Source organism: Loktanella fryxellensis (assembly GCF_900110065.1).
Classification (GTDB): Bacteria; Pseudomonadota; Alphaproteobacteria; order Rhodobacterales; family Rhodobacteraceae; genus Loktanella; species Loktanella fryxellensis.
This window is the reverse complement of record NZ_FOCI01000033.1, coordinates 1-21,832: the sequence shown is the minus strand read 5'-3', so window position 1 is coordinate 21,832 and position 21,832 is coordinate 1. Positions and strand designations below refer to the sequence as shown.

At 65.8% G+C, this 21,832-nt stretch carries 27 protein-coding genes and 1 pseudogene; 6 read left to right on the top strand and 22 right to left on the bottom strand.

Annotated elements, in window-relative coordinates:
* From BMX16_RS15775 to BMX16_RS15710, 15 genes are all read right to left on the bottom strand, one after another.
* Positions 1–256, bottom strand: a 256-nt coding sequence (locus BMX16_RS15775; RefSeq protein ID WP_245731638.1) for a transposase, incomplete at its 3' end; no start/stop codon positions are given.
* A 214-nt stretch (positions 257–470) separates the two neighbouring features.
* Entirely contained in the window at positions 471–725 is a 255-nt protein-coding gene (locus tag BMX16_RS15770) for a DUF6127 family protein (protein WP_218139934.1), read from the bottom strand.
* A 32-nt stretch (positions 726–757) separates the two neighbouring features.
* The gene (locus BMX16_RS15765; RefSeq protein WP_089905551.1) at positions 758–1,756 is read right to left on the bottom strand and encodes an FscB; all 999 of its coding nucleotides are present in this window, start codon (positions 1,754–1,756) and stop codon (positions 758–760) included.
* Positions 1,753–2,622, bottom strand: coding sequence for an SPRY domain-containing protein (locus BMX16_RS15760; protein WP_089905549.1), 870 nt, complete (start codon positions 2,620–2,622; stop codon positions 1,753–1,755). The genes BMX16_RS15765 and BMX16_RS15760 overlap by 4 nt, the downstream gene beginning before the upstream one ends.
* Positions 2,619–3,296, bottom strand: coding sequence for a DUF2793 domain-containing protein (locus BMX16_RS15755; RefSeq protein WP_089905547.1), 678 nt, complete (start codon positions 3,294–3,296; stop codon positions 2,619–2,621). Before BMX16_RS15755 ends, BMX16_RS15760 begins: the two co-directional genes overlap by 4 nt.
* A 66-nt stretch (positions 3,297–3,362) precedes the next feature.
* Positions 3,363–6,299 (bottom strand): phage tail protein, encoded by a 2,937-nt coding sequence (locus tag BMX16_RS15750; RefSeq protein ID WP_245731636.1) that lies wholly within the window; start codon positions 6,297–6,299, stop codon positions 3,363–3,365.
* A 183-nt stretch (positions 6,300–6,482) separates the two neighbouring features.
* Positions 6,483–6,701, bottom strand: coding sequence for a hypothetical protein (locus tag BMX16_RS15745; RefSeq protein ID WP_089905545.1), 219 nt, complete (start codon positions 6,699–6,701; stop codon positions 6,483–6,485).
* Positions 6,698–6,946 carry a hypothetical protein gene (locus tag BMX16_RS15740; protein WP_089905543.1) on the bottom strand — a complete coding sequence of 83 codons (249 nt, stop codon included), beginning with the start codon at positions 6,944–6,946 and terminating at the stop codon, positions 6,698–6,700. The genes BMX16_RS15745 and BMX16_RS15740 overlap by 4 nt, the downstream gene beginning before the upstream one ends.
* 34 nt (positions 6,947–6,980) lie before the next feature.
* On the bottom strand, positions 6,981–7,841 hold the full coding sequence (locus BMX16_RS15735; protein WP_089905541.1) for a phage BR0599 family protein: 861 nt from the start codon (positions 7,839–7,841) through the stop codon (positions 6,981–6,983).
* Positions 7,838–8,986, bottom strand: a complete 1,149-nt coding sequence (locus BMX16_RS15730) for a hypothetical protein (RefSeq protein WP_089905539.1) — start codon at positions 8,984–8,986, stop codon at positions 7,838–7,840. Before BMX16_RS15730 ends, BMX16_RS15735 begins: the two co-directional genes overlap by 4 nt.
* Entirely contained in the window at positions 8,979–11,429 is a 2,451-nt protein-coding gene (locus BMX16_RS15725) for a phage tail tape measure protein (protein ID WP_089905537.1), read from the bottom strand. The genes BMX16_RS15730 and BMX16_RS15725 overlap by 8 nt, the downstream gene beginning before the upstream one ends.
* Before the next feature lie 25 nt (positions 11,430–11,454).
* Positions 11,455–11,610, bottom strand: coding sequence for a DUF7697 family protein (locus BMX16_RS18265; protein WP_425434042.1), 156 nt, complete (start codon positions 11,608–11,610; stop codon positions 11,455–11,457).
* 71 nt (positions 11,611–11,681) lie between these two features.
* Positions 11,682–12,119 carry a hypothetical protein gene (locus tag BMX16_RS15720; RefSeq protein WP_089905535.1) on the bottom strand — a complete coding sequence of 146 codons (438 nt, stop codon included), beginning with the start codon at positions 12,117–12,119 and terminating at the stop codon, positions 11,682–11,684.
* A 3-nt stretch (positions 12,120–12,122) separates the two neighbouring features.
* Positions 12,123–13,061, bottom strand: a complete 939-nt coding sequence (locus BMX16_RS15715) for a phage tail tube protein (RefSeq protein ID WP_089905533.1) — start codon at positions 13,059–13,061, stop codon at positions 12,123–12,125.
* A 24-nt stretch (positions 13,062–13,085) separates the two neighbouring features.
* Positions 13,086–13,505, bottom strand: coding sequence for an acyl-CoA transferase (locus BMX16_RS15710; RefSeq protein WP_089905530.1), 420 nt, complete (start codon positions 13,503–13,505; stop codon positions 13,086–13,088).
* 90 nt (positions 13,506–13,595) lie between these two features.
* Between BMX16_RS15710 and BMX16_RS17415 the strand changes: the two genes are divergently transcribed.
* A complete protein-coding gene (locus BMX16_RS17415; RefSeq protein WP_143058070.1) occupies positions 13,596–13,973 on the top strand; it encodes a hypothetical protein in 378 nt (125 codons plus the stop codon).
* A gap of 45 nt (positions 13,974–14,018) precedes the next feature.
* Here the strand turns inward: BMX16_RS17415 and BMX16_RS15705 are convergent, their stop codons facing one another.
* Positions 14,019–14,651 carry a DUF6441 family protein gene (locus BMX16_RS15705; protein WP_089905528.1) on the bottom strand — a complete coding sequence of 211 codons (633 nt, stop codon included), beginning with the start codon at positions 14,649–14,651 and terminating at the stop codon, positions 14,019–14,021.
* Positions 14,648–14,962 (bottom strand): head-tail joining protein, encoded by a 315-nt coding sequence (locus tag BMX16_RS15700; RefSeq protein ID WP_089905526.1) that lies wholly within the window; start codon positions 14,960–14,962, stop codon positions 14,648–14,650. Before BMX16_RS15700 ends, BMX16_RS15705 begins: the two co-directional genes overlap by 4 nt.
* Before the next feature lie 58 nt (positions 14,963–15,020).
* Between BMX16_RS15700 and BMX16_RS15695 the strand changes: the two genes are divergently transcribed.
* Positions 15,021–15,401: an antitoxin Xre-like helix-turn-helix domain-containing protein gene (locus BMX16_RS15695; RefSeq protein WP_089905524.1), complete on the top strand. Its 381-nt coding sequence runs from the start codon at positions 15,021–15,023 to the stop codon at positions 15,399–15,401.
* Positions 15,361–16,137, top strand: coding sequence for an RES family NAD+ phosphorylase (locus BMX16_RS15690; RefSeq protein ID WP_089905522.1), 777 nt, complete (start codon positions 15,361–15,363; stop codon positions 16,135–16,137). The genes BMX16_RS15695 and BMX16_RS15690 overlap by 41 nt, the downstream gene beginning before the upstream one ends.
* A gap of 10 nt (positions 16,138–16,147) precedes the next feature.
* Here the strand turns inward: BMX16_RS15690 and BMX16_RS15685 are convergent, their stop codons facing one another.
* From BMX16_RS15685 to BMX16_RS15665, 5 genes are read right to left on the bottom strand one after another with little or no spacing between them, the layout of a single operon-like run.
* Positions 16,148–17,161: a major capsid protein gene (locus BMX16_RS15685; RefSeq protein WP_089905520.1), complete on the bottom strand. Its 1,014-nt coding sequence runs from the start codon at positions 17,159–17,161 to the stop codon at positions 16,148–16,150.
* Between the two features lie 23 nt (positions 17,162–17,184).
* A complete protein-coding gene (locus BMX16_RS15680; protein ID WP_089905518.1) occupies positions 17,185–17,550 on the bottom strand; it encodes a head decoration protein in 366 nt (121 codons plus the stop codon).
* 4 nt (positions 17,551–17,554) lie between these two features.
* Complete coding sequence (locus BMX16_RS15675; RefSeq protein ID WP_089905516.1) at positions 17,555–18,685, bottom strand: head maturation protease, ClpP-related; 1,131 nt, start codon at positions 18,683–18,685, stop codon at positions 17,555–17,557.
* A gap of 4 nt (positions 18,686–18,689) precedes the next feature.
* Positions 18,690–20,189, bottom strand: coding sequence for a phage portal protein (locus BMX16_RS15670; protein WP_089905513.1), 1,500 nt, complete (start codon positions 20,187–20,189; stop codon positions 18,690–18,692).
* A gap of 3 nt (positions 20,190–20,192) precedes the next feature.
* Positions 20,193–20,408 (bottom strand): phage head-tail joining protein, encoded by a 216-nt coding sequence (locus BMX16_RS15665; RefSeq protein ID WP_089905511.1) that lies wholly within the window; start codon positions 20,406–20,408, stop codon positions 20,193–20,195.
* Positions 20,409–20,460: 52 nt separating this feature from the next.
* Between BMX16_RS15665 and BMX16_RS15660 the strand changes: the two genes are divergently transcribed.
* The 3 genes and pseudogenes from BMX16_RS15660 to BMX16_RS18065 all read left to right on the top strand — a co-directional run.
* Positions 20,461–21,075, top strand: a complete 615-nt coding sequence (locus BMX16_RS15660; RefSeq protein WP_177174703.1) for a plasmid pRiA4b ORF-3 family protein — start codon at positions 20,461–20,463, stop codon at positions 21,073–21,075.
* Positions 21,072–21,335, top strand: a complete 264-nt coding sequence (locus tag BMX16_RS15655) for a GIY-YIG nuclease family protein (RefSeq protein ID WP_089905507.1) — start codon at positions 21,072–21,074, stop codon at positions 21,333–21,335. The genes BMX16_RS15660 and BMX16_RS15655 overlap by 4 nt, the downstream gene beginning before the upstream one ends.
* A 255-nt stretch (positions 21,336–21,590) precedes the next feature.
* Positions 21,591–21,832, top strand: a pseudogene (locus tag BMX16_RS18065) (IS3 family transposase); the annotation flags it as partial.

Here is a 21,832-nt window from a genome sequence, read left to right as displayed (position 1 = left end):
GGCCATGGTATCCGCCGGCAGAACCAACTTCCCCAGGCGGGCTCGCCGCCGCCAATCCGACAGCTGATGTGCGACCAACCAAGCCGTGACGCCGGGCAATATCCACGACCCGCACGCCAGGCTGAAAACTCTCAGCCACGATCCGGGCCTTCGCTTCATCCGGCCAACGCCGATATCCACGCGTCCGCTGCACAACCTCAATGCAGCCATCAAATCCGTCCCCGCCGTCAGACACTGCAATCTCCTTCTGAAACATCAAAAGGAAACTCGCTCCTCCACCAGCGCAGCGGAACCCTGGAAATCAATGGGACGGGGACGGCGCTTACGTTCAAGGCCGCGCTGGATCAGGCGGATGGGCTCTTGCGTGCGTGTCGGTCGTCATGGTTCGGCTCCTTTTGTCCAGTGTCGGGCACAAAAAAACCCGCCTCGAAGGGCGGGCTGGGATGACGGGGAAATTGGGTTGGTGCGGTTCAGGGTGCGCTGCCAAAGATCTTCAGCTTCAGCGCGATGCCCGCCAGCAACGCCAGGATGACGCCGGTGGTGATCAGGTGAACGCTGGTCTGCACCGCCGTGCGGCGCACGAAGCGGATGCAGTCGAGCAGAGCGCGGAGATCGCGGATGTCGAGGGCGGCCTCCTTGCCGTCGAGGCCTGCATCGGCCAGCGCACGCTTCGCTCCTTCCTCGGCCGCACGGGCCAGCAGTTCCTCAAACTCGGCATCGGGCATACGGACATGGCCGTCTCCAGCACGACGCGGGCTCATGCGGAGAGGATCCCGACTTCGGCAGGTACCGTCACGCTGGTCCACGCGCTGCTGTCCATGGGGTTCAGTGCCCACGTCGAATAGACCGGCTTTGGCGCAAGGGTCGCGACGGTCACAGCCGGGGCGTCGTGGTTGACTCCGCCCATGCGCAGAAAGCCTGTCGCCGCCTGCGGCCCGACTGTGCCTGCCTGCGCGATCTGCTTCACATGCACGCCAGCGATGGCCGCGACCGCCGCAGGCCCCGTCGGTCCAGTCAGCGAGAAGGATAGCCGCTGCCCGGCCGCGTTGCTGGAAACCCGGGTGCTGACATCCTCGTCCTTCAGGGCATCGATGCTGCCTACCATCTGGCTGAAGGTGGCGATGGCGTTGGGGGTGCGCCGCACGAAGCGCCGCCCGATGGTCGACACGCCATCCAGCACCGCGAAATGCGCGTAGTACCAGGTGCGCGTGCTGCTGGTGCCGTGCAGACCGGTATTGGCAAAGACGATCAGCACCGGCTTGCCCTTGCCTTGGGTATTGGCGGCGGTGGCGGAACTTTGCAGCACGCCATCTACATAGAAGTCGATGGTGATGCTTGCCCCAACCGAAACCCGCACGTCGATCCATTGCGGCTGACCGTTGGCGGCCATGTAGCTCGAGTTGCCCTGAACGACCGTGTCACCGCGCGCGATGGCATGATAGCGCTTGGTGCTCGACAGAGGCTGGATCTGCGCAATGCGGACCTGGTTTGCGTCATAGATGTCGAGGAAGTTTGCCGTCGCCTCGGTGATGTTCTCTGAATCGGCGTTGGGCGGCACATAGCGAAAGCCGAGCCAGAGATCCCCCATAGGCGGGGCGACGGCAACGGAGAAGGGCACCGCATAGGTGCGCGATCCGATGAAACGGACGCCGTTGACGTCGAGGTTCGCGTCAAATCCGCCCACGACGGTGGTGAGCATCCCGGCGATACCGGAGACGTCAGTCGGCTGGTGACCGAGATGCAGAATGTAGCTCATGGCAGTTCCACTTCGATATAGAGGTTGGCTTGCGTCCAGGTGCCGCCGCGGCCGCCACCCTGTTCGAGGAAGAGCGCGGCATCGGCGCCAGTGAGATGCTGCCCGCCGCCCCGGCTGATCCAGAACGAGGCACCCGCAACGCTGAGGCCACGATCCCAGCCGATCTCGAGAAAGGCCGCGGCCTCGAAGAAGCGCAGATCGGGATCCAGATAGCCGAGCGCCGTGATCCCCGACGGCACCGGATAGCTGAATTGCGAGGGAAGCGAGCGCAGGGTGCCGCCATCTCCGGGGTTGCGCCCTTGGAGTTGTGGGTGGAACGCAGCACTCGCCGCGGCCATCCATGTGGCGGCACCGCTGACCGGATCGTCGCGCCAGATGCCGTTCTTGCCGATCCAGAGGCGGCCGTTGGTGGGGTCGATGACGAACATCAGCACGTCGCCCGCACCAAAGGTGGGCAGACCGGTCAGCTGCTGGGCGAAGGAGGCGGTGTTCGAAGACCAGAGCGCGCCGGTGCCGCGCCAACCGATCGAGCCCAGCGTGATGGGGTTCAGCCCTGTGTTGAATTCCTCGCGCTGCGCGGCCGAAACCACCCCCAGATAGCCGTCGAATGTGGCGGCACCTCCCGGGGCGCAGAGAACCTCCCAGTACCGCCGCCCGCCCGTTGGGAGGATCGCCTTGGCGGTTGGCACCCAACGCTGGTAGTTGCTGCCGCCCGAGGTGTTGATGACGGTCTGGTTGCCGTCCGAAAGCGTATAGCCGGTGGGGCGCCGGGTGGTGTCCAGCTGCCAGGCGGTGCCGATATCGACCGGGGGCGCGGCTGCCCCACCTTGGGCTAGGATGGCACCGCGCATGATCAGAAGGCTCATGCGACGGCTCCTGCCAGCGCGCCCTGGATGATCCAGGCATCCGCCCCGCGCTTCACAAGTGCTGCGCCCGACCATTGGCCGTCGAGCGCGACCGATCCGCCTACCACGCCATTCAGCGACACCCCGGCTGCCGCCGCGACGGTCGCGACCCCGGCGCCAACCTGTGTCACGTTGATCAGCGCGCCGACCTCGAAGGGTACCGTAGCCTCAACGGGGATCGTCACGGTGACGGCTGACGATCCCGTGGTCTCAAGGATGCTGCCCAGATCAACGGCTTCAAGTGTGTGGCTGGTGGCGATCAGCGTGCGGAGGCGCACGATGCCCGGTCGGGGCACGTCGACCCATGTCCCTGCGTTGAACCGCACATGCTGTGCTTCGTCAGCGACCCAGACCTGCCAGCCCTCTTGCGGGGTGAGATAGACCCATGCCGCGGCCCCTGCCGGTGACTGATCCCAGAGCGCCAGCGCATTCGCATTGGCCCCTGCCGCGGCGGGCACGATCAGCATCTGGCCCGCGCTGCCCGTGGCAGGCAGCGGCGTGATGCGCGATGCGGCGCGTGCCTGCACGAGGGCTGAAAGGCGGCGCAGGTCGTCGCTGAGGCTGGTGCCCCAGTTGCGCTGGCCGGGATCGTAGAAGGCGCGCAGCCCCAATCCCGGCATGATCCGTTCCGGCATGCTCGTCCTCGTTTGTTATAGTCGTGGTTGGTGCGATGGCGCCTGCGTTGGCCGAGCGGGTCTCGATTAGGTGCCCCAGAGGAAACCCCAGCCGCGATCCCATCCGGCGGCGAAGGGGGCGGTCAGCCGAAACCAGCGTGCCTCGCGGTCGGTGACCCAGCTGCCCTCGACGAGACGCCGGGACCGGACGGCCAGTTCGATCTCGGCCGTACGATCCGGTGCGCCGAGTTCCGGGATGGCTTCGGGCGCAAGGGACCAGTTGGCGGCGCTGCCTGCATCGATCACCACGCCTGCGGGCAGGATTGCCACTCCCATGTCCGGGTCCACCCAGCGCACCTCGATGATGTAGCTGACGCCCGGCTCCGGCCCGATCGAGGCCCCGGTGTGATCGACGATCACGGGACTGGTCTGGGTCAGCCTGTCCCGATGGGTCCAGGTCAGAGCCAGACTGCCGCTGACCAGCGCATCCACATTGGGTGCGTAGCTCCCATTGCCCTGCACACGTCCGGGCGGCAGCGGCCGGATGGCGCGACGGTCCAGCGTGATGCTGTCTTCCGGTGCCAGCGCAAAGGCCAGCGTGCCGCGCCCGGTCTCCGGCAACAGCCGGGCGGTCAGCATCTCGCCCGCCGCCCAGCTGTCTTCGGTGATCCGAGCCACGTCATCGAAGAAGATCACAGACGTGCCCGAGATGTGCGCGCGCGGAACGGTGTCGAGGCAGCCCCGCCCGACGGTGATCGTGGTCGGCGTGATCCCGTCGACACGGACCAGTTCGCCATCGATGCTGGCCAGCGTCCCGATCTCGACCTCACCGATGTCGCGCCAGCTGGTGACCGGAATAATCCTTGCCTCCGGGCTGTCACTCACGTCGACGGCAAGAAGCGCCGTTGGGGCGAAGGCCACCACCCCTTCCTGTGCGGGGCCTGTACCGGGGTCGATCCAGAGTTGGGCCGCTAGAGCATCGGCGCTCGGGCGTTCGCCGGTCGCGACCAGCGCGCCTGCGTCCGGGTCCTCGGCAAGGCGGCGGTCGGCCTCACTGTGACCGAGTTCGCGGACCAGCAGCCAGTACGGGGCTTCCTCGACCATGCGCCGCGCCAGCGCCCGCGGTGGGGCAGCGACGCCCGTGCCCGTCGGCATCCGACCGCCCGCGATGGCGGTCGCGCCCAACGCAAAGACATCCTCGGCGATCTTCAACTTGATGCCGTTGTCGCGACCGTCCCCCTGTCCGATCTCGGAAATGCGCATCGCCACATCAGCTAGCTCCAGCCGCGCCGAGCGCAGCCGGATCACGTCGCCGGGCCCGAGGTCTGCGCCCTCGCGGTTGACGACGATCTCGCCCGTCAGCAGTGGCGCTGACAGCGCGTGCAGGTCGCGTTCGGCCACGCGGGCGGCGAGGCCCTGATAGCGAATGCCGGGATAGTCGAGCGTGGTGGCCAGAACTTCTCCCATGGCCTGGACACGTGCGGTGTCGGTCACCGAGACTGCGCCGGTGTCATCCGTCCAGGCATCGGTGAAGCGGACGGTGACGCTGTTCACCAGATCGGAGGGCGAGCGACGGCCGAGGCGACCCCAATCCACGACATTGGTCTCGTCGAAGAGCGGCAGGCTGGCGGCGGTGTAGTCGGCCCGGATCAGCTTCAGCTCCCAGAGCCCGGTGCGACGGTCGATAAAAAGTGTCGCGTTGATATGATCAAGGACGCTGCCAATGAACTCCTCGATGGAACTGTCCTGCTGCCAGATCAGCGAAAGGCCGAAGCCCTCGGTGTAAAGCGCATCCGCTGCTGCGGTAAAACTCGCCCCGATCTCGACCGAGGAATAGCCCAGCCCCCAGTCCCGATTGGTCAGGCATTCACGGATGATATGGGCCGGGTTCATGTCTGGCCCGTTGCCGAAGGCCCCGCGCAGGGAGGCGACCAGCGCCTGCGGATTGCCGGGTGGGATAACGGGAACGCCGTCCACGGGCGTGTTGTCGATCTGCACCGTGTAGGATGTGTTGGCGAGCGAGATGTTGAAGCCGAAGATATCGGCGGGAGGCAGGGTGCGGATGATCGCCAGTGCCGCCTCGACCGAGGAGACAGGTGCGGGTTCACCATCGGTCACGAAGATGACGATCCGGCGCTTGGACCCGCCGCCCGCAAAGAAGGCATTTGCCTCGCCAAAGGCAGCGTTGAAGCTGGTGCCGCCACTGGTGACGTTCGAGAGCCCCAGCATCCAGGCCTCGAGCGCGGCATAGTCGTCCGGGCTCATGTTGCGCCGTTCGATGGACCCCGCCACGGCCACGTTCCACAGGACGATCCGGATGTCGTTCGGCCGTTCGGGATCCACGCCGGCGGCGATCTCGCGGATGAGGGCCGCGACGCCTGCCTTCTGGGCCGACACGCGTGTACCCGACATCGAGCCCGAGACGTCGAGGGCGATGTAGATCGCGGCATCCGAGATGTTGGCCTCGGGCACGATCTCTGCCTTCTCGGGATACCACTGCGCCGCTCCGGCCTCTCCGGTCAGAACGCGGGTGACGCGGACCGCCCAGGCCTTCAGGTAGGGGTTGATGCCAAGATAGGCCTGCCGCAGCACGAGGCTGCAAAGGCCGCGATAGGCGGGGACGTCTCCAGCCATGGCTGCTGCCAGGTAGTCGTTCTGGCTTTGTCCCGGCCCGCCCATGAGGACATCGACATCGCCGCGGACGCCGCCTTCGCGGCTTTCGCCGCCGAAGAGGTCGGGCTTGTCGATCCGGATACGCCCGCCGCCAGAACCGGCGTTGCTGGCCCCCGTCGTGGCTTCGAAGACACCGACGGATTGCGCGGGGAAACTCAGGGCCTCGGGCAAGACTGTCCAGCGCGTGATGTTGGTGGCCGCGTCGTAGCTGACAGCCTGCAGGGTGATCGTCTGACTCGACCCGTTGGCGAAAGCCAGGCGATAGTCGCGCCCAATGCGCACTCCAGCGCGAGTGCCGGGGAAACTGATGGTCGCACCGCTGTCGCCTGCCAAAGCCGCGGCGGCCGCCATGCCAGCTACGGTGCCAATACGCGTCTCGACCGCCGCGCCGCCGCCGGAAAGGCCACTGCCTGTGGTGACGGACCAGGCGGGGCGGCGGTCGACAAGAATCTCGCGGATGGCATCGACCGGCCATGGCAGAGAGCGAGATGCACCCCCAGTGAATAGCGGTAACCGACGGTCTGGGCCTTGCTGCTACCGCCCATCGCCCACCTCCTTTGCCGCCGCCTCTCGCCCTTCGGCCTGCAGGATCACCGGTTCCACCAGCGCATCGCCGGTGGCGCGCAGGGTCTCAACGTCGATGCCGTTGTCGAGGAAGTCCTGCCAGTCGAACCCGTGGCGGCGAAACCACGGCCGCACGCCCGCGAGGCAGTAGCGCGCCGAACGCAGGTCCTGGATGGTCACGCGGGTCACTTCTTGCCACCTTTCTTCTTGATGGGATCGACCTTGAGATCCCCAGCCCAGACGACGTTCGGGCCGGTGATCAGCACCGTCCCGAAAACCACCGGGATCGGTCGGCCTTCCTCGGCGGTGGGCAGGGTGAAATCGTCGAGCCCCGCCGCTTGAGGCTTCTCGACCTTGGGGCGGGGGCTCAGCGCGTAGGAAATTGCCGAAAGCACGAGCCCGAGGACGAGCCGCGCGATGAAAGTCCAGACCATGTGTGCTGCTTGCGTTGTGGCCCGGGAGGGGGCTTCAGACGATGGAACCGCCGCCGAAGGGATTGCGGCCGGGGATTTCGGGGAAGCCGCCGAAGTTCGGAAGATTGTCGAACTTGGCGGCGCAGGTGGCCGCGCGCAGGTCGCAGCCCGGGGCGATGTCGGCGACGAGGGGCAAATCGGCACCAGTCTCAGGATTGACCTCGGGTGCTGCAAGCGCCGCCGCCACCTCGGGCATCGGGCGCGACAGGGTCAGCGTCGACCCCATATGGCCGGTGATGAACCCAAGCTGGCCGCCAAACCTCAGCACGCCGCCCCGGAACCAGCCATCTGACTGTCCAGCCGCCTCCGGGATCGTCAGGGCATTTCCCGAGACGGCCGTCACGGTGCCGCTCTGCCAGTGGAAAGCGATGTCCAGCCCGCAGCCGCGGCCGTAAAGCGCATGGCGGCAAAGCCGCTGGTACTTTGCCCGCACCCCGGCCCGGCGCAGCGTGCTGAACACGGACTCGCAGTTCAGCAGGATCCGCACCCCCTCGACCTCGGCCCCCACAACGCGGCCTTTCCAATGCGCCACCGTCTCGCCCAAAACTTGCTCGTGGCCACGAAAGATCGTCAGCGTCACGGGCGTGTTGCCGAGAGGCGCGAGGAACCGGCGTGCGAAGGGGTGCGACAACGGCCAGGTCAGTTCCAGTCGGCCACGTTCGATATCACTCGTTTGCACCACATCGCCATGCGCGGCGGCGGCGGCTTCCCAGGTGATCGTCTCGCCGTCGCTGCCTGCGCTGGTCCAGTCCATCGCCCTGCTGGTGAAGCGCCAGACCTGATCGGCCTCGACGAACTGGTAGAGGTAGTAAGGGCGGCCTTCGGCGGCGGACGCCTCAACGGTGGCGTAGGTCATTCCAGAACCTCCACGACAGGCAGGGTCACTTCACTGGTCACGGCCCCATGCTGGATCTCGATCCGATCTGCGTCCGACCGCACCAGTGTCAGGAAATGCACATTCGTCCCGACCGCCACCGGTTCACCGAGGTTGGACGACAGGGTCATCCGGTGATCTACGCCCTCCGCGACAGCGGCGGTGATCGTCCGGAACCGAAGCCCGCTCGGCATCTCGAGGAGGATCGCGCGGCCAATGTAGGCCGCCGGATCAGCAACGGGTGTCACGCGCATGAGTGTGGAACCGGAGGTCATAGTCGTCCGCAGCTGCAGCTCGCGGCCCCAGGTGGGCAGCCAGAAACTTGCCTGCCTCCCGCGCAACGACCAGAGCCAGCGGCGCAGGGCCCAACGTGCGGTCATGCCTTGCGCCTTCAGCGTGATCGCCTCGCCACGCTCGAACAGGTCCCGCAGTGGTTCGACCACCACCGGGCCGAAACCGTTGTCGACGTACTCGACCGCACGGCGCAGGCTGGCGACGAGCGGCGAACGGGTCAGGCTGGGGTCTGTCTGGACAGGGCGTCCGAGGTATGACGGCAAAACAAGCGCGGTCAGTTCTGGCGCGTCACGCAACAGGAACGTCGCGGTCACCACGCCATCATTCTGGCGCCGTCGGGCGATCTCGACAGAGGCCGAAAGAACTCCCACCCGCACCGGTGCGATGCTGACCCGCGCGGCTGCCACGATGGTCCCGGGCAGCTGCGCGCCTAGCGGCTCCGCCAGGATCAGCCGATCCGCCTCGACACTGGCGATCTCGGCGAGGGATGCCGCGCGCCCGTCGACCGCGATCGCCACAGTGTCCACCGCCCGGAAATCCGCCACAGTGGTGTCGATGGCGATCTCGGTCGTCTCCTGCGTCACATCCGCATTAGGCAGGAGCGCCATGTACCAAAGCGGCACCAGCCATTCTTCTCCAAATCCCATCCGCGCCAGTTCTGCGGCGCGCGCCATCCTCAGCGCGTCGCAGCGGTGCTGGAAGGTCACGATCTCCCGCGGGCGGGACCGAAGTGCAATGCGCTGCTCACCGGCGCGAGCCTGCAGCACATCCGTGCGCCATTCCAGAACCTCGGTAATCTCCTGTGCGGAAGCGAAGGACCAGAGCTCAGGCATTGATGGCCCCCCGATTGCGGCGGATCACGTTCAGGATGGCGCGCTCGCCCGAGGGTGTGGCGAGGTAATCGCCCACCACGGAGGGGTCGAGCACGTTGATGATGCGCGTCGACATGGACGCCGCCGCGGCTGCACCGTCGCCGTTCATCTCGACCCCGAGCCTGCCGCCCTTGCCGCGACGCAGGGGCAGGATGGCTTCCGGCCCGGCCTCGCCCATGAGGCCCACGCCCTTGGCGAAAGGAAACACAGTCGGGCGATTAACCACGCCGCCGCGCGCGAAGGCCGTCAGTTCCGCGCCACCGGCAAATACCCCGCCCTTGGCAAAGCCAAAGAGGCTCGCCAGAAAGCCGCCACCGCCGCCGCCACCGGAGAAGGCGTTGATGAGGGCGTTCTCGATTGGCTTGAAGGCGAGATCAATCAGACGGGTGGCCAGGTTCTGCGCGATCCGCGAAATCGCCCCCGCGAATGTCTGCCAGGTGAACTCGCCCGAGGTCAGTGCCTCCTTGATCGGGCCGGTGATGTCCTCCGCGAGGCCTTGGGCGATCTCGCGCGATTTCTCCTGCGCCTTGCGCAGCGCCTCGGCGGTGGCCTCCCAGGCATTCTTGGCCGCATCCGCACCTTCGCGAAGCGCGCCCCCAGCTGCGCGCCCTGCACTTCCGGCACCGTCCGCGGCCTCGCCGACGCCGTCGAGGGCGCTCTCGAGGCCAGTGGCAGCACCCTGCGCTGCAGAGAGACCGGTCGTGGCGTCAGCCGTCCCTGAGCTCAGCGCCGCACGCAAGGCGTCAACGGATTGCAGCGGGGCCGTTGCGGCCTCGACGACACCGGCCATCGTGCCCCGGAGCGCTTCCGCTTCGGCGCGCGCGGCACCTGCGAGTTCCGTCAGCCCCAGATCGGGTGGCGCGATGGGGTTCTGATTGAAGGCCGCCTCGAAGGCGGCGCGCGCTTCTGCCCCGGCATTGGCAGCGGCACCCTCAAAGGGGTTCTCGATGCCACCAAGATCAATGGTCCCGATCAGCGGCACGCGCTTCTCGACGCCCAGCACATCGAGCCCGGCGTTGATCCCCTCAAGGAACCCGTCGATCCGGCTTGCGACACCGTTGAGCATGGCCTCGACGCCGCCAATCAGCGCATTCGCCGCCTGGAAAGCAAAGTCGCCGATGGTGGCGGGCAGTGCAGACCAGAGCACTTTCACCGCGTCGATGGCCCCTTGGAAGGTGTTCAACGTGGCATTGCCGAAGCCCACGACGGCCACAAGCGAGGCCTGCAGCGCCTCGGCGATGCTTGCCTTGATCCCGGCCCAACTGGCCATGATCTGCAGCCCCACCGCTACCATGCCGAGCTTCATGCGCTCCCAGACGTCGCGGACGAGATCGCCGAGAAGACCAAGTGCCGCGCCGAAACCGCCCGCGCCCTGCACCAACCGCCCGAACTGAAACACCAACTCGCCTGCACCAACGATCAGCGCGCCGATCCCGGTGCGGATGAGCGCACCGCGCAGGACAACAAGCGCTGTGGCGAGGCCGCGTACCGACAGGGCCGCAACAGCCAGTCCGGCGACCCAGCGTCCGGCCATCAGGGCGGCAAAAGTCGTGGCATAGGTCGCAAGCCGTCCGAGGTTGTCGAAAAGCGCGGTGATTGCGCCACCAATCGGCCCGGTCCCGCGTGCCATGTCGGCAAGCGCGTTTGCTACCGTCTCGAGCGCCGGGGCGACGGCGGCGGTCAAACGGTTGGTCAGGCCAAGCCAGATCAGGCCGAGCTTGGCGATGGCATCGCCAGTCCGCTCAATCTGGACCGCATCGCTGGCGCTGACCGCTACGCCAAAGTCGCGCGCATCGCGTGCTGCCTCGCGCAAGGTGGCGGGATCAATGCGCAGGAAGGCCAGAGCTGCGCGGTCGCCAAAGAGATCGGAGGCGACCGCGGCGCGTTCGGCCTCGGGCACAAGGCGGCTCAAGGCGTCCTGAATGGCGATGATGCGTTGATCCAGCGGCATTGCTTGCAGCTCGGCCGCTGTCAGGTTCAGGCGTTCCAGCGCCCCGACGGCGGAGCCGGATCCAGCAGCTGCCTCCGACAGCCGGGTGGTCAGCTTCTTCGTGGCCTGTTCGATCTCGCCCAAGGACACGCCTGCCAGTTCCCCGGCCAATGTCAGCACCTGAAGGCTCTCGACCGTGGTCTTGAGAGAGGCGGCCATGTCGGCCTGCGCACCGATCGTGTCCAACCCCGAACGGATCATCGCCACGCCCGCCGCGGCGGCCGCCGCTGTCAGCGCCGCTAGCGCGATCCCGGCCTTTCGAGCAAAGCCGCCGAGCCTTGCATTGGCTTGTTCCATCTCAGCAGAGAGGCGGCCAAAGCCCCGGCTGCCTGCATCACCGATACCCTCCAACTCGGCGCGGACCTGGCGACCGCCCACGGCGACCAGACGGACGGAGACGCGCTTTTCGGCCATGGGTCAGGGTCCAGTTTGAGTGAGGTCAGTCGTGCGATGATGCGCGGTTGTCATTCAGCTGCCGCACCATCACCGCCTCGATGACGGGCAGAAGTTCAGCAGCGGCCCGTGCGTCGATGCCCAGTGCCCCGGCCATCGCGAGCGCTGCCGTCATGTCCCAGCCAAGAACGACGCCCGGCACCGCGCGCAGTTGCCCGCCGAGGCGGCTGGCCAGGTCCCAGACCTGCCAACCCTCAAAGCTGTGGGGGGCGTTCAGGATCTGCGGGCAGTCCGGGCACTGCCCTTCGCAGGCCGCGCAGTAGCCTTCACCCCCGCCGTAGATCCAGACGGCAAGGGCGCTGAGACGTTTTTTTCCTGTTCCAGCTCCAGAGCCTTTGCGACGTAGCCCGTCTGAAACTTCTCGAAGACCGGCCAGAGGTCGAGGAGCGCTGTGATGCCCTCCGGGCTCACGGCGAGGGGATCGCCGGTCTCATCGCCCACGCCCTTCCAATCGATGATGGCACGCCGCGCGATGGCCTTGGCAAAGGCCACGGCGATGGCGTCATCGGACGTGCCGGGCGGCAGGCCGCGCACCCCGGGATCGGTGCGGGCCGCGACCATGATGGCGGTGGTGAGTGGTTCGACCTTGAGGCGGACACCGAGCGGCAGGTCGAGCCAGTGGGCCTCACGGGCGAGGTTCAGACGCAGCATGGATCAATACTCCCCGATGGTGTTGATGAGCGTGGCGGTACACATTCGCCCCAATGTGGTGTCTCGCGCCGCCTGCCAGTCGAAGCTGGCCTGCACACCCTGCGGTCCGGACATCTCGATCCGGGGGCGCGGCAGATAGACAGCATGGGCGGTGAAGGCAAAGCTCTCGCCAGATGGCAACGTGTAGGTGAACTGAAGCGCGCAGGGATCGCCCGCGATGGCCTGATCGACCAGCACCTGATCGGCGAAGCGCACCTCGATCTTGCCGGTAAGCGCCGCGATGGAGGGGTCCGCCCCGTCGATCCGTCCGTCCGAGCGGATGGTCTCCACCCGGTCGAGATTGTTGGCATAGGTGATCTCGGCCGAGATGATGTTGCCCAACGACTGGCCGTTGCGTGTGATTGCCCCGTTAAAATGCCCGAAGCGCTTGAGGTCGAGGTCGGCCAATGTCCCAGATGCGGACGTGTTGGCGATGGCCTCGCCCTGTGCCACGAGGCTTGCTGTCGCCGTCAGAATGCCGGAGCGCTGCATCTGCCAGGAAAGCGTATCGAGCACACAGCCGGAATACATCGCATAGCGAGGCACCTCCGGCATGCCGGTCTCGATGGACATCGACGGCAAGGTCCAGCTGCCCGATCGGAATTCGTGGGTGTAGGGGCCAACCCCAGAGGTGATCGGATCGCCGAAGGCCGCCTTCAGCCAGAACCCGAAGGCCTCGGCGTCGATCGGCACCATGACATCGCCGTCGGCGGTGACTGCGTCCTTGATCGGTGCCAGGGGATCGCGGCCGTAGCCCAGAAGTTCGCTGTTCAAGAGCGGCTGCTCCGATCCCAGCGAGGTGCTGGCGAAGGGCATCTTTGTGAAACCACCAACCGGCGGGGTGCCGTAAACTGTCTCATACGCAAGCGCCATCTGCGCCCGCGCGCCTTGCGCACGTGCCATGGGGGTCTCCTCGATGTTGGGGTGTCAGGCCAGTGGATCGGCCGTAGAATAATGCAGGATGACCGAGATCACTGCCGCCTTCAGGCTGGCGGCACCCTCAATCGGAAGATCGACCGGACGTGGCGCTTCCGCCTCGACCCAGTCGCAGAGGCCGCCCAGCGTACGGTCGGCAGCAATCGCCGCGCCAAGGCTGGCACAGAGGGTGTCGAAGGCGGAGTCACGCGCGGCACCCTGCACGACCGCCTCGATCTCCGCCCGGTGCTGGTAGTGGTAGCGCATCGGCGACAGCGTAACTTCCGGCTCCCCCGGCTCGCCGTCGCGCAAGATCAGCAGGCCAGCAGCAGTCACGCGCTCGGGCAGCACGTCACCGCGCAGGGCGGTGGCGGGCAACGCCGAAAGCCGCGCGTGTAGAGCGGCGAGGATGGTTTCTCGGACACTGGCCATGGTCTGTCGGTCAACTCCGCTCTTGACTTTTGTTTCGAGGGTCGTTCGCTTAATGAAGGCCAAGCAAAACCAAGTGGCGAGAGGACACGAATGCTGCTTGACGCGCATCGACTGGAAGAGCAGCTACAAGGTTCAGTAGCCGTAGACCTAGCCGTCCGAGATGCCTACCTGGCTTTCGCCCATGCTCAATTCCTTGACGGCACCACGGTGCGCCCGGCCGGACATGGTTACATAGAACGCGAACTTCGTTTCGAAGCGAAAGGCGACTGGCTATACTCAGCGGTCCTTAATCAGAAGTGGGTTCTGTGGTATTTTCGAAAGCCTGCCTTGAATGCTGGACTTATTGATCGGGGCGAAACCAAAGAGCGTTTTCCCGCTTCCGAGGAAACGTCGCGCGGGGAATTGAAGCTTCGCGTTCATGGCTCGGGAGAAGCCAGTGCTGTATTGCAATGGATTGGCGCTGAATAAAGCGCCTCGTCGAGAGCTCGACAGATTGGTCCAGTGGGTACGCTCTCAACCAAGCCTTACCTCCACCCAGTTCGCCACGATCAGCCCCGGCACGGCGTCATGCGCCCGCCCTGCGTCCCGTGCCAGGTCCAGCCGTTTCGGCAGCTTGACCTGCGGCACCAGCAGGAAGATCGGCGCGGTCACGACGCCCTTGCCGGTTTTCGACTTTGACGCCACTGCGCGGCCCTTCGTGTTCAACCGTCCCTCCACCACCAGCAGGCTTGGACCCCGGCGGCGATAGATGAACCGCAGGCGCAGCCCCGTGCGGCGTTCCCATTCGCCGGGGGTGATCCGGCCGCCGCGCGTGGATTTGCCTGCCGCTGCTGTGGGTATCGCCAGCCAAAAGCCGTTCTTCGAGCGGATCAGCGGACCGGTGTCATGCGCGCCGATGATCACCGAGGCGTTCGACCAGACCAGAGCGGCCGCGTTCAGGCTTTCGCCAGATTTGGGGAAGTTGGCGGCGCGGATCGAGTTGGCGAGGCGTGTGCCCAGCCCCGCGCCAGTGATCTGGATGCGCCAAGCGGATTTCAGGCCGGTGCCAGCCTCGCGCATGGCGGCGGTGACGGCGCGTTCACCAGCCGCGACCTCGGCCGCCATCAGGGCGACGATGTCAGGATCGATGGTGAGCTTCAGTTTCACGCTGGGCTCAGATCAACGGTCCAGACCAGCCGCTCGCGGTCGCGGACCGGCTCGCCTTGTATAATGAAGGCGTCCCCGCCAATCTCGATCCGGTCGCCGGGGCGCGGGCTCGGCACCTCGGCCACGCGCAGGTCGATCCGGGTGGTTTCGGACCAGAGCCGGGCATCGCCAAAGTTTGTCACCTCGTCTGGACGCCGAACAACTGCGCGGACCAGAACTGGCGTGCCGCCATCGGATGTGTAGATCGCCGCCACGCCGATGTTCGGATCAGCGAAGAGCACCGCGAGCGCATTTTCAAAGGCGAGCGACATCTTTACCCTTTCATGTGGAAGTTTCATGCACTATGTTTTCACCAGACAGGAGGATGCTATGACACACCCCCGCAATCTTGCTCCCGCTCCGGATCGCAACGCCGTCCTGACCAAGGCCATGCTGCGTGCCGCCGAGCGTCTAGGCCTGTCCGGACGCCAGCTTGCCGAGATCGTCGGCGTTTCCGAGGCCACGGTGTCACGCCTCAAACGCGGCGAGGCCACGCTCGAGGCCGGGTCGAAACCTTTTGAACTCGCGGCACTTCTCGTTCGCGCGTTCCGCTCGCTCGACGCCATCACGGGCGGCGACGAAGCGGTTGCCCGGGTGTGGATGACGGCGGCCAACTCGGCCCTTGCCGCACCACCACTTGAACGGATGGCGACTGTGCAGGGACTTGTCGATGTCACGACCTATCTTGACGCCCGCCGCGCTCCGGTCTGAAGCGCGGCCCTTCAGTGGTCAGGCGTGGCGGTTTGTGGAGGCGCAGCATAGGGTATCGACCCTGAAGCTCGTCGACAGCCTCGCAGAACAGGCGGCGCTGGAGGACATTCTGGAAGAGACAAAGCCGCCGGTGCCGGACGCGTGCCGTCACCTCGACTATCTGCTTTCCACGCCCTTCCGCTATCGCCCCTATCCGCACGGCTCGCGGTTCCGCCGCGCCGGTTTGACGCCCGGCGTCTGGTACGGCGCCGAACAGCCCGAGACAGCGGCGGCCGAGATAGTGTTCTATCGGTTCCTCTTTTACGCCGAGAGCCCCGCGACGCCGTTCCCCGACGATGCGGCGGACTACACCGCCTTTTGCGCCGATCTGGCGACGCCGGTTTCTCTGGACCTGACAACCGGTACGCTTGCCGCCGATCACGACCTCTGGACCCATCTGACCGACTATGCCCCCTGCCAACAGCTTGCCGAGGCCGCCCGCGAGATCGGGGCCGAGGTCATAAGGTACGCATCGGTCCGCGACGCCGAAGGCGGCGCAAACCTTGCCGTGCTGACCTGTCCGGCATTTGCAGCACCTCAGCCGGTGGACCGCCAGACCTGGCGCATCCGCATCGGCCAGAGCGGCGCGCAGGCCATCCGTGAGCACCCGAGACTCGGCCTTGAGTTCGGGCGCGACAGCTTCGGCACTGATCCGCGCCTGGCTGGCATGAACTGGGACCGCCCGCGCGCCACGTGACTCACGCTGGTTACGTCCGCCGCGCCGAGCGCAGCACCTGCGGGCGGGTGCAGATCGGCAGCGGATTGCTTTCGATCTCCAACCGCACCCATTCGTCGCGATCCCGGTCGGGGATCATCCGGGCGTAGAGCGGCTGGCCCAGCGTGTTGACCGTCTCGAACGTGTCGGCGGGGGCGTGGTAGATCTCGAACAGCCCGTCGACGGCTTCGGGGTAGAATACAGCCTTGTCGGTGGCGACGCCAAAGCCTGCCCCGCCCCGGTAGCGGCGGAAGGTGATGCCGCCGAAGCTGACCTCGTCAGCGATGCGCGAACGCAGATCAGCAGCAGCTGCGGTGTTGAGGTAGGTCTCGCGGACCTCCTTGTGCGCCACCAGATCGGCAAAGAAGGCCGAGCCGCATTCGGCGCGCAACGCGATGGCGCCGGTGGCAAGACCGCCCATCACATCCTCGACACTTTCGATCAACGCCTGGCAGCGTTTGCGCAGCGCGCCGGACGCCGGGGTGGCGTTGTCGAGGTCGAAGTCCACTTCCGCCGCCGGTGTGATGCCGAATTCGGTGAAGTAGTTGATCACCGTCGCGCCATCGCGTGGGTCCTTTACCAGCCCTTGGATGCCGTTGAAGAGGTGGTATTCAAAGGTCGTCTCGGCATCGTTGCGCAGACGGCCGAGCTTGCGGGCAACTTCGGCCTGCACCTGTTGAGTGGCGGACTCGCTGCCGAAATCACGGACCTGCTGGATTTCCGAGGCCCAGATCACGTCCTGCTTCTTGAACTGGCGGCACACGAAGGCCCGCACATCGCGGCGTTCAGGGGTCTGCTGGTCATAGGCCGAGCCGCGTTCGGAGAACGGAATCAGCGACAGCGTGCCATCGCGGCTTTCGATGACGACGGTGCGGGATCGCACGCCGCGCGCCCCGAACAAGCCCGAACCCGACAGGGTCGCTGGCTTGAAGGGGATGTTTTCGAGCGCACGGGTAAGTTCGATGATCGAGAAGGCATCGCCTTCGAAGATGTCCATGGCGGCCATGGGGTGCCTCCTGATTTTGGGGGTTATCGGACGAGGATGCCGAGCGTCAGCAGGGCAGCGTGGGCAGCGGCGATCTGCGGCGCGGTGGGCGTGCCGGGGATGGTGATTTCATATTGGTTGACGATGGCGGGACCGCGGATCAGCACGACGGCGTTCTTGTCACCGCCGCTGGCATCGACACTGTCCCAGAGAATTGCGGCTGCCGTCTGAGTGCCGTTCGCGGCAGCGGGATCGTGAGCCGCGTATTTGCCCGAGGCAATGATCTTGCCCAGAATGGTGCCGGGCTGAAGGTTGCCAGAAGCAAGGATGACGGTGCTGCGGCAATAGTCGCGGAGTGCTTCCCAGACGAGGAAGCCGCCCGCGTGGCGGGTTTCGGTAAGCGTGGGCATGGTTTTATCCTTTCAGACGGAAGGTGCGGGCGATGACGTCGCCCCAAGGACGCGCGCCGGAAGGGCGGCCAGGTTGCGGATGGGCAGCGGAAATGTCGGGTTCCGCTTCGGCGCGGGTGGCCAGCAGGACCGCGCGGACGTCGTCGAGGCCGGTGTCGCGCTCGAGGAACCGACCCGCCATCTGCGGCTGACCCGCCAGACGGCAGAGATCCACGACGGCGCGAGCATGGGTCAACGCTGTGGCACGGATGCTGGCGGCATCGGCTGCACCGTTGGCAGCAGCAACGGTGCAATCGGCTTCGGGCGCTGGCGCGGCGTCCTTAGGCAGGACGGTGTCAGCGTCCAAAGGCTCGGCAGCACCAAGAGTTTCCGCGTCAGGGTCGGATGACGGATCGGGAACCGATGATGGACCACCGCCAGCACAAGAGTCAGCAGTGGCCTCGATACCGTCTCCGGGGCCTTTGTCTGACAACTCGGCCGCAATCTCGGCAGTGGTTGCTTCACCTTGCTGGTCCGCCGCTGTTGCGTCCTGTGCTTCTGCCGACGATTCAACGAGTGCGGGTGGTGCATTCCGAAAACGCCCCACATCGAACCGCGCCGCGATGCGGACTGGCTCGACGATGCGGTCGGCAAAGCCAAGATCGAGCGCGTCCTTGGCATCAAGCCAGGTTTCTGCCGACATCAACGGGGCGATTTCTTCGGGGGACCGACCAGATTTGGCAGCATAGCCCTGCAACAGGCTGCCCTTTATCTTGTCCAGTGCCTCGGCCATCGCCCGCATGTCAGTCGCAGAGCCCATGACCATGCCGGCAGGGTCGTGGATCATTAAGAAGGCGTTTTCCGGCATGACAACCTCGTCGCCCGCCATGGCGATGTAGGACGCAGCCGAAGCCGCAATCCCGTCGATCCACACCGTGACCGTGCCGGAATGGCGTTTGATGGCGTTGTAGATCGCAACGGCATCGAAGACCGACCCGCCCGGGCTGTTGATCCGCAATGCGAGGGGCGTGGCAGCCGGCAACGCGCCCAGTTCCGCCAGAAACCCCTTTGCCGAGACGCCATAGGCCCCGATTTCGTCATAGATCACCACCTCCGCGCCCGTGGCTAGGGCGCGGATCGTGTACCAGTTGTTCATGCGCTTACGCCTCCTGTTCAGTTGCGTCGTTTGCGGCTGCCTCTGGCCGCTGCGTCGGGGTGGCCCGCGCGCCCTGCGTCTCGCCCGGGCTGGTGCGGTAATGCAGACCCAGTGCCGCCACGCGGGCCGCGTCAGTCGCGTTTTCTCGGTCGATTTCCTCGACGTCGTAGCCGGTGGCCTCGACCACCTTGCGCCGCGAGATGATCCCGGCCTCCATCGCCAGCACCTGCGCCTGGATGTCCTTCAGGGGATCGACCCAATCCCAGCGCGGCGGGATCCAGTTCACGGGGCGATAGCGTGCGGGGGAGCGGGCGAAGTCCGGCAGGTCCAGTGCCCCCGCCAGTACCGCCGTTTCCAGCCAGCGCGCCCAGACCGGACGGCAGAGCTGATGCGCGATCACCCCGTGCTGCAACTGCTCGACGCGGCGGCGGAACTCGACCAGTTCGGCGCGCAAGGACGAATAGTTGGCCTGCCGCACATCGCCCGTCACCAGATGGTACGGCAAGCCCAGCGAGGCCGAGACCGACAGCAGCGTCCGGTACTGGAACGCTTCATAGCCACCGCCAACGTCGGCGGGGCTGGAGAACTTTACATCCTCGCCGGGGAGCAGCACCTGCAAGGTGCCGGGCTCAAGACTGACAGTGGCACCACTGTCGTCGGTCGCCTCGATCTCGCCCATCAACTGCTCTTCGGGCGCGGTCTTGGTGATGAAACCCGCGAACATCGCCGCCGTCTTCTTCCGGTCAAGTTCGGCATCGTCGTACTGGTCGAGCAGGAACAGCCGCACCATGGCGGGCGCCACATGCGGCAGGCCTCGGATCTGGCCCGCATCGATGGGCCGGTAGATGTGCAAGACATCCTCAGATAGGACGCGCACAGTTTCCGGCGTCATCATGCCCTGATCGGTGCTGTCGCCGGGATGGCGGCGGCGGAAGTGGTAGGCGACGCGGCGGCCGATGGCATCGAACTCGATGCCGCAGCGGATCCGATTGCCTTTGGCAGCGGCCTCGGTCTTTTCGAACGGCAGCATTTCCGATTGCAGCAGTTGCAGCTGGATCGGCACCAGAAGGCCATCCTCTGCCCGGCGCGGACGCAGCCGCACGAAGCATTCGCCCGCGACGAACATCTCCCGCGCCACCATCGCCTGCAAGCCATAGAAATCGGTCAGCCCATCAGCATCCGCCTCGTCGGTCCAGGCGAGCCAGAGCCGCTGCACCTGATCGCGCAAGGCCGGATCCTCGATCAGCGACGAAGGCTTGATGCCGTCGCCCACCAGGTTCGACGCGAAGGCCTCGCAGGCATTGGCGGCATAGCCATTGGTCACCACCAGCTCACGCGACCGTGCCAGCAGGCGCGGCCCACCCGAGGCGATGAGCGAGTTGATGTTTTCCAGTGGCGGTTGCCACCCGCGCAGCCGCCGCTGCGACATCGCGCCTTCCAGCCGCGCGCGCACGGCGACAGGGCCGCCAGTTCCCCGGCGGCGAAAGCCATCGAACCAGCCCATGCGTCACAGCCCCTTGGTAGTGATCACGCGCACCTGCCGAATGATCTTGCGCCCCTCGGCCGTGGCGATCTCACGATCCAGTACTTCGATGGCCCGGTCGATCTCAGTGATGCTGCGGTAATCGACGGTTTTGCCGTCGTAGCTCACGCGGGCCACACCGCTGGAGCGCTGCGCTGACAAGGCATCGCGGCGAGTCTTCAGCTCTGCAGTTGTCGGCATGGGGTTTTATCCGTTAGGTTTGGGGTGCCGCCGCAGGAAAACAACACCAGTCATGAACGAGCCCGTTGTCCGCATCCGCATCGAACTTGAAGGGACCGACCCGCAGGTCTGGCGCGCTGTCGATGTGCCTTTGTCTTCCACTCTGATGGCGTTGCACGACATCATTCAGGTCGCGATGCGCTGGCAGGGCGCGCATATGTTCGAATTTGTCGTCGGCGACCAAGTCTATGGCGAGCCTTATCCCGACGACAGCGCGTGGGACCGCAAGGTGTTGCAAGCGAAGAGCATCCGCCTCAAGACGCTGGTCGAGCGCGGGGTTGATCGCTTCCTTTACGTCTACGATTTCGGCGACAACTGGCGGCATCATATCATCCTGGACAGCGTCCGGCAGGGTGAAGACCACACTGACTACCCGGCCTTCGTCGGCGGAGCCCGCCGCGCACCGCCCGACGATGTCGGCGGCATCAGCGGGTTCGAGGCATTTCTGGAAGCCATGACCGATCCCCGGCATGAGGATCACGACCAGATGCTCGAATGGTGTGACGGATCCTTCGATCCCGAAGATATTGATGAGCGCGATATCCGCATGATCATCGGAAACTTCGCCGCCCGCCGTCGCGGCCCACTGATGAGCCATCGCCGCTCAGGCCGTTCAAAGCAACAATGATCGGGTTCGTCTATGTCCTCGGCAGCAAAGCCTCGGACGGCTATCGCACCTATGTCGGCTGGACCGACGATATCGAGCGTCGACTGGCCCAGCACAATTCAGGCACTGGCGCAAAATCGACGCGCGGCCGGGTGTGGTGCTTGATCTACGCGGAACGCGTGCCCTCACGATGTGAAGCTATGAGCCGCGAGTGGTATCTGAAGCGCGACCGCCCCTTGCGCCGACAATTGGCCCTGTCGGCGCAAGGCTATGCGTCCTGATCACCGCATGTAATTCGACGCCACAGACCTGCGGCGTGCCGGACTGCGCACCGCACGGATGGATCCTGCGGCGGCCCTTTCGTGGCTCCCCTCAGCCTTGGCATCCTCCGCCACCTGCGCCTCCAGATCGGCCCACCGCGCCTCGGACCAACGGTCGGCCCCGACGATCCAGGCAGCGGCGCGCCCTCCGTGCCAATAAGAGTGAGACATTTGACTGGCTAAAGTTTAGACTTGAGGGCGAAGGAGACCGAACCCATGGTAATGCCTTCACAGATGCCGCCTCCACAGGATACCGGATCTGAGATTTCGCCTACGATCCCACCCGCTCGCGTCGTAGCTGCGCCGCGTGTCCCTACGGCCGAGCTGACGACGACCCCGAAGCGGCGCACGTTCACTGCAAAATACAAACTACGCATTCTGGATGAGACGGACCATGCTGCTGATACAGGCACGGTTTCAGCCATTCTGCGGCGGGAGGGGCTTTATTCCTCCGCGTT

Bases quoted from the DNA above. Each gene is read 5' to 3' on its own strand.
- BMX16_RS15675 (WP_089905516.1), bottom strand. From the start codon at position 18,685: ATGAACAACTGGTACACGATCCGCGCCCTAGCCACGGGCGCGGAGGTG.
- BMX16_RS15755 (WP_089905547.1), bottom strand. From the start codon at position 3,296: ATGCCGGAACGGATCATGCCGGGATTGGGGCTGCGCGCCTTCTACGAT.
- BMX16_RS15700 (WP_089905526.1), bottom strand. From the start codon at position 14,962: ATGTCGCTCGCCTTTGAAAATGCGCTCGCGGTGCTCTTCGCTGATCCG.
- BMX16_RS15750 (WP_245731636.1), bottom strand. From the start codon at position 6,299: ATGGCGGCCGCCGCGGCTTTGGCAGGCGACAGCGGTGCGACCATCAGT.
- BMX16_RS15690 (WP_089905522.1), top strand. From the start codon at position 15,361: ATGTCACGACCTATCTTGACGCCCGCCGCGCTCCGGTCTGAAGCGCGG.
- BMX16_RS15715 (WP_089905533.1), bottom strand. From the start codon at position 13,061: ATGGCACGTGCGCAAGGCGCGCGGGCGCAGATGGCGCTTGCGTATGAG.
- BMX16_RS15760 (WP_089905549.1), bottom strand. From the start codon at position 2,622: ATGAGCCTTCTGATCATGCGCGGTGCCATCCTAGCCCAAGGTGGGGCA.
- BMX16_RS15680 (WP_089905518.1), bottom strand. From the start codon at position 17,550: ATGCCCACGCTTACCGAAACCCGCCACGCGGGCGGCTTCCTCGTCTGG.
- BMX16_RS15660 (WP_177174703.1), top strand. From the start codon at position 20,461: ATGAACGAGCCCGTTGTCCGCATCCGCATCGAACTTGAAGGGACCGAC.
- BMX16_RS15720 (WP_089905535.1), bottom strand. From the start codon at position 12,119: ATGCTGCGTCTGAACCTCGCCCGTGAGGCCCACTGGCTCGACCTGCCG.
- BMX16_RS15735 (WP_089905541.1), bottom strand. From the start codon at position 7,841: ATGACCTACGCCACCGTTGAGGCGTCCGCCGCCGAAGGCCGCCCTTAC.
- BMX16_RS15765 (WP_089905551.1), bottom strand. From the start codon at position 1,756: ATGAGCTACATTCTGCATCTCGGTCACCAGCCGACTGACGTCTCCGGT.
- BMX16_RS15725 (WP_089905537.1), bottom strand. From the start codon at position 11,429: ATGGCCGAAAAGCGCGTCTCCGTCCGTCTGGTCGCCGTGGGCGGTCGC.
- BMX16_RS15740 (WP_089905543.1), bottom strand. From the start codon at position 6,946: ATGGTCTGGACTTTCATCGCGCGGCTCGTCCTCGGGCTCGTGCTTTCG.
- BMX16_RS17415 (WP_143058070.1), top strand. From the start codon at position 13,596: ATGCTGCTTGACGCGCATCGACTGGAAGAGCAGCTACAAGGTTCAGTA.
- BMX16_RS15665 (WP_089905511.1), bottom strand. From the start codon at position 20,408: ATGCCGACAACTGCAGAGCTGAAGACTCGCCGCGATGCCTTGTCAGCG.
- BMX16_RS15655 (WP_089905507.1), top strand. From the start codon at position 21,072: ATGATCGGGTTCGTCTATGTCCTCGGCAGCAAAGCCTCGGACGGCTAT.
- BMX16_RS15670 (WP_089905513.1), bottom strand. From the start codon at position 20,189: ATGGGCTGGTTCGATGGCTTTCGCCGCCGGGGAACTGGCGGCCCTGTC.
- BMX16_RS15685 (WP_089905520.1), bottom strand. From the start codon at position 17,161: ATGGCCGCCATGGACATCTTCGAAGGCGATGCCTTCTCGATCATCGAA.
- BMX16_RS15770 (WP_218139934.1), bottom strand. From the start codon at position 725: ATGCCCGATGCCGAGTTTGAGGAACTGCTGGCCCGTGCGGCCGAGGAA.
- BMX16_RS15695 (WP_089905524.1), top strand. From the start codon at position 15,021: ATGACACACCCCCGCAATCTTGCTCCCGCTCCGGATCGCAACGCCGTC.
- BMX16_RS15710 (WP_089905530.1), bottom strand. From the start codon at position 13,505: ATGGCCAGTGTCCGAGAAACCATCCTCGCCGCTCTACACGCGCGGCTT.
- BMX16_RS15730 (WP_089905539.1), bottom strand. From the start codon at position 8,986: ATGCCTGAGCTCTGGTCCTTCGCTTCCGCACAGGAGATTACCGAGGTT.